Source organism: Frankia sp. CcWB3, assembly GCF_977927595.1.
The window spans coordinates 2919-11438 of the sequence record NZ_CDWRCK010000149.1 but is presented as its reverse complement, the minus strand read 5'-3'; the positions used below and the strand labels follow the sequence as shown (position 1 = coordinate 11438).

At 72.2% G+C, this 8520-nt stretch carries 9 protein-coding genes; 4 read left to right on the top strand and 5 right to left on the bottom strand.

Features of this window, described 5'->3' with window-relative positions; translation table 11 throughout:
• The first annotated feature begins 178 nt into the window (after positions 1-178).
• Positions 179-1057: a 3-methyl-2-oxobutanoate hydroxymethyltransferase gene (gene panB, locus ACY5KJ_RS12655; RefSeq protein ID WP_462203419.1), complete on the top strand. Its 879-nt coding sequence runs from the start codon at positions 179-181 to the stop codon at positions 1055-1057.
• A 36-nt stretch (positions 1058-1093) separates the two neighbouring features.
• On the opposite strand, the gene ACY5KJ_RS12650 is transcribed toward panB, so the two are convergent.
• Together ACY5KJ_RS12650 and npdG are read right to left on the bottom strand one after the other, a co-directional pair.
• Positions 1094-1897: a helical backbone metal receptor gene (locus ACY5KJ_RS12650; protein WP_462203418.1), complete on the bottom strand. Its 804-nt coding sequence runs from the start codon at positions 1895-1897 to the stop codon at positions 1094-1096.
• A gap of 13 nt (positions 1898-1910) precedes the next feature.
• Positions 1911-2594: an NADPH-dependent F420 reductase gene (npdG, locus tag ACY5KJ_RS12645; protein WP_462188280.1), complete on the bottom strand. Its 684-nt coding sequence runs from the start codon at positions 2592-2594 to the stop codon at positions 1911-1913.
• Between the two features lie 441 nt (positions 2595-3035).
• Here npdG and ACY5KJ_RS12640 point away from each other — a divergent pair, with 441 nt between their 5' ends.
• The gene (locus ACY5KJ_RS12640) at positions 3036-3254 is read left to right on the top strand and encodes a hypothetical protein (protein ID WP_023841797.1); all 219 of its coding nucleotides are present in this window, start codon (positions 3036-3038) and stop codon (positions 3252-3254) included.
• Between the two features lie 115 nt (positions 3255-3369).
• Here ACY5KJ_RS12640 and ACY5KJ_RS12635 read toward each other — a convergent pair whose 3' ends face one another.
• The gene (locus ACY5KJ_RS12635; RefSeq protein ID WP_462203420.1) at positions 3370-4446 is read right to left on the bottom strand and encodes a site-specific tyrosine recombinase XerD; all 1077 of its coding nucleotides are present in this window, start codon (positions 4444-4446) and stop codon (positions 3370-3372) included.
• Between the two features lie 293 nt (positions 4447-4739).
• Between ACY5KJ_RS12635 and ACY5KJ_RS12630 the strand changes: the two genes are divergently transcribed.
• Together ACY5KJ_RS12630 and ACY5KJ_RS12625 are read left to right on the top strand one after the other, a co-directional pair.
• A complete protein-coding gene (locus ACY5KJ_RS12630; RefSeq protein WP_462188283.1) occupies positions 4740-5288 on the top strand; it encodes a hypothetical protein in 549 nt (182 codons plus the stop codon).
• Positions 5285-6220, top strand: coding sequence for a PKD domain-containing protein (locus ACY5KJ_RS12625; RefSeq protein ID WP_462188284.1), 936 nt, complete (start codon positions 5285-5287; stop codon positions 6218-6220). Before ACY5KJ_RS12630 ends, ACY5KJ_RS12625 begins: the two co-directional genes overlap by 4 nt.
• Positions 6221-6273: 53 nt before the next feature.
• Here ACY5KJ_RS12625 and ACY5KJ_RS12620 read toward each other — a convergent pair whose 3' ends face one another.
• Together ACY5KJ_RS12620 and ACY5KJ_RS12615 are read right to left on the bottom strand one after the other, a co-directional pair.
• Complete coding sequence (locus ACY5KJ_RS12620; protein ID WP_462188285.1) at positions 6274-6897, bottom strand: NUDIX domain-containing protein; 624 nt, start codon at positions 6895-6897, stop codon at positions 6274-6276.
• Positions 6894-8520 (bottom strand): CTP synthase (locus ACY5KJ_RS12615; protein ID WP_462203417.1); only part of this gene is annotated, 1627 nt, incomplete at its 5' end. The genes ACY5KJ_RS12615 and ACY5KJ_RS12620, both read right to left, overlap by 4 nt.

The window sequence follows — 8520 nt, the reverse complement described above, 5'->3', positions numbered from 1 at the left end:
ACGAAGCAACAGCCACCATCGCCGCGATCAACAAATGGCTGCCCCGATGAACTTCCCAAACAGGCCCTAGGGGCCGGGGGATCTGCTCCGCCGCGGGCTCTCCGCGTGGCGGCCGTTGGTGGCAGCATGAGAGGGACGCCGGGACGCCCAGCGCCCGGACGGACGTACAGGAGCGCTCATGGATGCTTCAGGCACACCCACCCACCCGGCGGGCCCGGCGGCGACGCCCTACGGCGCGCCGACCACGCCGCCGCGGCCACGCCGGTCCCGTTTCACAGTGCGTGACGTCGCCGCGGCGAAGAACCGGGGCGAGAAGTGGTCGATGCTGACCGCGTACGACGCCACCACCGCCGCCGTCTTCGACGAGGCGGAGATCCCCGTCCTGCTGGTCGGGGACTCAGCCGCCAACGTCGTCTACGGCTACGACACGACCGTGCCGATCACCGTCGACGAGCTGCTGCCGCTGGTCCGGGCGGTGGTCCGCGGAGCACCGCACGCGATGGTCGTCGCCGATCTGCCCTTCGGGTCGTACCAGGGGGGGCCGGCCGAGGCGCTGGCGAACGCTACCCGCTTCCTCAAGGAGGGCGGGGCGCACGCGGTGAAGCTCGAGGGCGGTTCCCGGGTGGTCCGGGCGGTGGACGCCCTGGTCGGCGCCGGCATCCCCGTTATCGGGCATCTGGGGCTGACCCCGCAGAGCATCCACACTATCGGGGGCTACCGGGTCCAAGGCCGCGACGAGGCCGGCGGGGTCCTGCTGGCCGACGCGCTGGCGCTCGAGGCGGCCGGCGCGTTCGCGGTCGTGCTCGAGGTGGTTCCCGCCGATCTGGCCACCCGGGTGACGAAGGAGTTGCGCATCCCCACCGTGGGCATCGGAGCCGGCTCGGGATGCGATGCCCAGGTGCTGGTCTGGCAGGACATGGCCGGGCTGAGCGACGGCCGCGCGCCGCGGTTCGTCAAGCGGTACGCGGATCTGCGCACGATTCTCGCGGACGCCGCCCGGGCCTACCGCGCGGACGTCCGGGACGGCAGGTACCCGACAATCGAGCACAGCTACTGATCAGCCATCCGGCCGGTGGTGCCAGCGGCGGCGCTGTCACTCCGGCCCATCGCCGGTCCGGGCCAGCGCCGCCGCGAGCACGGACCCCGCCTCGACCAGGGACGGGCCGTACCAGGTCAGCAGGCGGCCGGACACGCAGACCGCGGGCGCGCTGAAGGTCTCGGGTCCGTCCGACGGGCTGAAGGGGTACGGCTCATCGGGCAGGACCACCAGGTCATGGGGCGGGACGGCCGCGGGATCGATCCGAGGGTAGCGGTCCGGCGAGTCCGCCAGCACGTTGTCGACCCCCAGCCGGCGCAGCACGTCGCCGGTGAAGGTGTCCCGGCCGACCGCCATCCACGGCCGGCGCCAGATCGGCACCAACGCCCGCCGCCGCGGCCCGGCGGCCGGCACGGCCCAGGCCTGCCGGGCGGCGTCGAGCCAGCCGGGACGAGCCAGCCCGCAGGCCAGGCGCAGCATCCGGTCCAGGCTCACCAGAGCCTGATCGACCGTGGTAGGGGCGGTGACCCACACGGCGAGCCCGGCCCGGCGCAGCGCGGCGAGGTCGGGTTCCCGGTTCTCCTCGGCGTTCGCGCAGACCAGGTCCGGAGCCAGGGAGACGATGGTGTCGAGGTCGGGGTTCTTTGTCCCCCGGACCCGGGCGACGGCCAGCCCCGCGGGATGGCTGCACCAGTCGGTGGCACCCACCAGCAGACCGGGCGCGGTAACGGCGATCGACTCGGTGAGGCTGGGAACGAGCGAGACGATCCGTTCCACCCGCGCCGGAATCGCCACCGGGTGGCCCAGATCGTCCCGGAGGGCCGTCCCCGCCTCTCGTTCCCGCCCGTTCGGAGAGGCCACGTCCGGACGCCGCTCAGACATCGGTGACCCGCAGGCCGGCGTGTGACTTGTACCGACGATTGACCGAGATCAAGTTTGCGGTCAACGCCTCGACCTGACCGACGTTGCGCAACGTGCCGGCGTAGATGCCCCGCATGCCGGGAATGCGCTCGGCGAGCGCGGCCACCAGATCGGTGGCGGCCCGATCGTCGCCGAGGACCAGGACATCAGTGTCGATCTTCGCGACCGCGTCATCGGCCAGCAGCACCGCAGAGACGTGGTGGAAGGCCGCCACGATGGTGCTGTCCGGCAGGACGGCGGCCGCCTGCTGCGCGGCGCTGCCCTCGGGCACCGCAAGCGCGAAGGCACCCCCCTTGTCGAAGCCGAGGGGGTTGACGCAATCGATCACGATCTTCCCGGCCAACGGCTCCCGCAAGGCGGCCAGGGTCTGGCGATGGCCATCCCAGGGAACCGCGATGATGACGATATCCGCGCGCTCGGCGACCGTGGCGTTGTCCGCGCCTTCGATACGCAGGCCGGGACGCGCGAGCGCGGCCGCGGCCTGCTGGCCGCGTTCGGTCGAGCGGGACCCGATCAGCACGAGATGGCCGGCGGCGGCGAACCGCAGGCCGAGGCCCCCGCCCTGCGGACCCGAGCCGCCGAGGATACCGATGATCAGCGCGGGGACATCCGGCCGGACGCGGTCAGTCGAAGCCACCCTGCCATCCTGCCCGATCCGGGCTTTGGCCGCCCGGCTGCGTGACACCCGTGAAAGCGTTCCCAGAACGGTGGGAACCAACCCGTTCACCCTCCGACATGACGATGCATGACAAGTCCACCCCCTTGCGGACAGCTCCTGGCAATGAGGGACTATGCAGAGACAACGGGACAGCTACGTGCCCGATTTTTCCGAGCTCGCCCCCCCGTGGGGAGATCCGGATCGACCGGGTCCATACACGTCGCCACCGGCAGAGGAGCAACCCACGTGACTGACAGCTACAGCTCTTGGACCGCGACACTTGGTGAGAGAGTAGACACGAAAAGCGAACCTGCCGGTACTTCCAGGAACCCCGCGCGCGCATTGGTCTCAGATGGGCCGTACCGTTCCGTTTCACACACATCGAGCAGATCTTCGGAGTCAGGCGAGAGAGGTCGAGCAATGGCGGACGTGTCGGTTCGCTTCGCGATGACGAACGACAGCGAAGTGGTGCTGAACCTGTCGCTGCCGCAGGCACTGCGCCTGATGGAAGCGATCGCCCGCAAGGTGGGCGAAACCCTGGCCGAGCGCAGCACGCAGACGGTCGGCGGTGTCGGCGGCGTTCCCGCCTCGGCTCCCTCCAACGGGATGCCCAGCCTGGGGCCGTACACCCCATCCTGAGCGTGTCCACGTGCCGCGCCGGTCCACGCGTCCCCAAGCGGTGGCGTCGCGCCGCTTGGCGCGTTCTCCCGCGGACAGTCCCGGGTGGACATTCGCCCGGGACGCCGACCGTCGCTCAGAACCGGGGCGGTGCCCCGGCGAAACTCACGGATCCGTCATGCACGGATCCGTCCTCGGGTCCCCAGGTCCGGGAGTGGTGACCGATCGAGCCCAGGGTCGAGCCCAAGGCGCGTGGGTGTGAGGCCGCGTACACTTCGCGAAGCCGGTCCACCGTCACCAGGGTGTAGATCTGAGTGGTGCTGACCGAGGCGTGTCCCAGCAGCTCCTGCACCACCCGGACGTCGGCGCCGCCGTCGAGCAGGTGGGTGGCGAAGGAATGGCGCAGCACGTGGGGTGAGACCCCCTCCACACCCGCCGCGAGCGCCGCCGTACGCAGCACCGACCACGCGCTCTGCCGGGACAGGCGGTTACCGCGGCGGGACAGGAAGACCGCGGGCCCCGAGCGGGGGGCGGCCAGCATCGGCCGCCCCACCCGCAGATAGTCGGCCACCGCGGCGATGGCGCACCGACCGAGCGGGACGATCCGGTCACGTCCGCCCTTGCCGTGCAGGCGGACGGAGGCGGCCTCCAGATCGAGATCGTCGACGTCGAGACCGACGGCCTCCGAGATCCGGGCCCCGGTGCCGTAGAGAAGCTCCAGCAACGCGGTCGCGCGCAGACGGCGGACGGCCTCGGCCGGTTCCACCGGCGGCGGTCCCCCGGGCGGCGGCGGGGATCCCGACGGGGGCGCACCCGCGGCCGCGGCGAGGACGGCCACCACCTGGTCGATGCTCAGGGCCTTCGGTAGCCGCCGGGGAGGCGTCGGCGGTCGAACCGGCCGGGACACGTCCTCGGGGACGTCACCCTCGTCGGCCGCGAAGCGGTGCAGCGACCGGACGGCGACCAGCATCCTCGCGACCGACGCCGCGGCAAGCGGCGGGTGCGTGTCGTCACCGGTGCGCAGCACGGCGGCGAATCCGGCAACCTCCGCCTCACCGACCGCGCCCAACGAGGACAGACCGCATGCGGAGAGATGATCACAATAGCGGCGCAGGTCGCGACGGTAGGCGAGCACCGAGTTGTGCGCGAGTCCGCGTTCGCCCTCCAGATGGTGGAGATAGCGCTCGATGACGCCGGCGGGCGTGCCACGCAGCTGGGACCCGGCTCGATGATCCGCAGGCCGGGACAGGTCGTCCGGCCCGGGCCGAGGCGCCGACGGACGATGATCCGAGGACCCGCCGACGCCGGATGCCGAGGCCGCGGGGGGCACAGCCGGAATACCCGGTCGCCGTCGGTGACTCCCATCATCGAACTGATAGTAGGACCTGCCCCCCGTTCTCCGTTGGCGCCTATCCACATACCGCGTTTCCGCGGCTATCCTGGCGACTTGTGCGGGCGGACAACGGGTCGTCACGGTACGCCGCACGGCTAGGGGTCGCTATCGCCATGCTCGTCATCCTCACGGGCGCGGGCTGCGGCGGCGACCAGCACGAGCCATCCGGGGCCGCGGTCCCGACCCGCCCCGGTTCCCAGAACCCGGGCACGGCCGTCTCCGGCGGCCCTTCCTTCCCCGGTTCGGGCCCCGGTTCGGTCGACGACACGCCCGCGGCCGCTACTCGCACGGTCGAGGGCTACTTTCACGAGATCAACGAGGCCGCGCGGGCCGGTCGGGTCGCGGTTATCGCGCCGAGGGCGCTCGGTGGCTGCCAGCCCTGCGCCCTCGACGTCGGGGTGACCCGCTCACTCCAGCAGCGGGGGCTGCGCGCGGACGGGCCGGCCTATCAGCTGAGCGACGTGCTCGCCCGGCCGCGGGTCGGGCTCGTCACCGAGGTGGACTTCACCGTGCGAACCCGGGCGGTTGGGCTGCTGGACCCAGCGGGCCGGCGGGTCTCCGACGCCCCGGGCGTGCCGACCCGGGTCGGCACGGCCGAACTGTCGCTCACCGACCACGGCTGGCGTATCCAGACCCTGCGCTACGCCCCGGCCCGGGCATGACCACCGGCCCGGGGACGACCGCCCCGCGCACGACCACCGCCGCCCGCACGACCACCGCCGGCCGGCGCCGCGCGTTCCCGCGCCCGGCGCTGATCGCGGTCGGCGCGCTGCTGCTGGTGAGCCTGACCAGCCTCGCCGCCGGCGCGGCGCCCGCCGCCGCGGCGCCCGGGCGCACCGTCCCGGTGCCCTGCGCCGGCGCGCTGTGGGGTACCTGTGACACCCGGGCCACGGACAACGGCTACCAGTACCGCTACCACGACGGAGTGCTGGAGCGCGTCGGGATCCCGACCGGATCGGGGGCCCGGCGGAGCGCGGCCTGCGGCCAGGATTGTCCGGACGACCCGGCGGCCGTCTGTGACCTGCTGACCGCGGTCGGGCCGGATCCGGCGATGGACGCGCAGGCGCGGGCCCAGTACGACCAGGCGGTAGCGGGCTGCTTCAACTACCTGCTGCCCGCCGGCGCGGTGCCGATCGCCCAGGTGCAGGCCGCGCTCGCCAACTACCTGCGCGAGAAACTCCTGCCGAAGCCGTCGATCGTCATCGCGCCGTCCGGCCGCAGCTTCGCGAACCTGGCCACGATCCTCTACACCCCCGTGCCCGACTCGTTCACGTTCAACGTCGACCAGCCGGTCGTGGCGACCATCAGCGCCGTTCCCCGCTATCACTGGGAGTTCGGTGACGGCGAGACCGGCCCGGATGCTCCCGGCCGGCCCTACGACCCGGCGATCTCACCGCGCGATCATCCCGAGGCCTATGTGGCGCACGGCTACGCCCGGCCGGGCTGGTACCAGGTGACCCTCGCGGTGACCTGGGACGGCACGTTCACCGTCCCCGGGGTCGCGCAGGCATTCCCGATCGACGCGGTGACCCTCGCCGCCGCGCGGGGCATCGTCGTCGACGAGGCCGCCGGCGTGCTGGTCCACAACGATTGACGCCACCGCGGGACCGACACCACCGCGGAGAAACGGGGCCGCGGCGCGGCGGCTCAGCCGCGGTGGGCGGGACGAGCGGGCCAGGGTGCGTCGGGTGGGCGCAGACCGGCGTAGTTCTCGCCGCGCGCCCGGGCCGTGGCCAGCAGCCCGATGACCGCCATCGCGTTGGTGATCTCACCGCGCAGGACCCGTTCGACAGCGTCGGTGAAGTCGATACGCGCGAGACCCATCTCGGCCTCCTCGTGCACCGGCACGTACCGCTCGGCAGCCGGGATCTCGTGCAGCCCGCGGGCCAGGAAAAGGCGGTAGGCCTCGTCGGTCATCCCCGGCGAGGCCCACACGTCAACCAGCAGATCGTAGCGGTCGGCGCGCAGCCCGGCCTCCTCGGCCAGCTCCCGCGCGGCGGCCGAGGACGCCGGCTCGCCCGGCACGTCGAGAATGCCGGCGGGCAGCTCCCACAGCGGACCACCGACGGGATGACGGTACTGATGGACCATCACCACCCGATCGGCCTCGTCGAGGGCGACCACCCCCACGGCGCCGGGATGCACCACCACATCACGCTGCGAGATGTCGCCATCCGGCATCCGCACCTGATCGCGGCGGACAGAGATGACCCTCCCCTGGTAGGCCAGGGTGCTCTCGGTGACCTCGTACCGGTGCGGGGTCGCCGTCACGGGGACACCAGCGCGGCGGTGCCGTTGGAGCTGACGCTCGGACGGGACGCGCTCGCGCCCCGGCGGATACTCCCGCCGGATCGACCGGCCGTGACGCCGCGGGTCTGCGCGGCGCCGTTCTCCGGAGTGGGAGCGTCCTCGCCCGGCAGGTCCACCGGCAGCACCCCGCGGCGGCGGTCCGCATGCGCGACCGCCGCGGCGACGAGACCCCGGAACAGCGGATGGGCCCGGGTCGGCCGGGACCGGAACTCCGGATGTGCCTGGGTGCCGACGTAGTACGGGTGCACGTCGGCGGGCAGCTCGACCACCTCGACCAGGCGGCCGTCCGGCGACGCCCCGGAGAAGACCAGCCCGGCGGCGGCCAGCCGGTGCCGATAGTCGTTGTTCACCTCGTACCGGTGCCGGTGGCGCTCGGCGACCTCGGCGGCGCCGTACTCACGCCGGGCGAGCGTGCCGGGCGCCAGCACGCACGAGTACAGGCCCAGTCGCATTGTGCCGCCCATGTCCCGGGTGCCGGCCACCACCTCGTGCTGGTCAGCCATCGTGGAGATCACCGGGTGGGGGGTCTCGGGGACGAACTCGGTGGAGTTCGCCGCCTCCAGGCCGGCGAGACTGCGGGCCGCCTCGATGACCATGCACTGCAGGCCGAGGCAGATACCGAGGGTCGGAATGCCGTTCTCGCGGGCGTGCCGCAGCGCGGTGAGCTTGCCCTCGATGCCCCGCACCCCGAAACCACCGGGAACGATGATCCCGTCGACCCCGTCAAGCAGGGTGGCCGTCACGTCCGGGGAAGAGCACTCGTCCGAGGTGACCCACCGCAGGTCCACCCGAGTGTCGGTGGCGAAGGCGCCGGCGCGCAGGGCCTCGGTCACCGAGAGGTAGGCGTCGGGGAGGTCCACGTACTTGCCGACGATCGCGATCGTCGCCGTGTTGGCCGGGTGGTGCACCCGCCGCAGCAACGTGTCCCATTCCGTCCAGTCGACGTCGCGGAAGGACAGCCCGAGCCGACGCACCACGTAGGCGTCGAGACCCTCGCGGTGCAGCACCCGGGGAATGTCGTAGATGGAGCTCGCGTCCGGCGCCCCGACGACGGCCTCGTCGTCGACGTCGCACATCATCGCGATCTTCTTCTTGAGTGAATCGGGCAGCGGCCGGTCGGACCGGCAGACCACGGCGTCGGGCTGCAGGCCGATGCTGCGCAACGCCGCGACCGAATGCTGGGTCGGCTTGGTCTTCAGCTCTCCGGAGGGGGCGAGGTAGGGGACCAGGCTCACGTGCACCGTCAGGGCGTTGTCCCGACCGACCTCGTGGCGTACCTGACGGATCGCCTCCAGGTAGGGCAGCGATTCGATGTCCCCGACGGTCCCGCCGACCTCGGTGATCACCACGTCGACGGAGTCACCGGCCAGCCGCCGGATCCGGTTCTTGATCTCGTCGGTGATGTGCGGGACGACCTGGACGGTCTGGCCCAGATAGCCGCCGCGGCGTTCCCTGGCGATAACGGCCGAGTAGACCTGGCCCGTCGTCACGTTGGCGCTGCCGTCGAGGTCGACGTCGAGGAACCGCTCGTAGTGGCCGATGTCGAGGTCGGTCTCGGCCCCGTCGTCGGTCACGAACACCTCA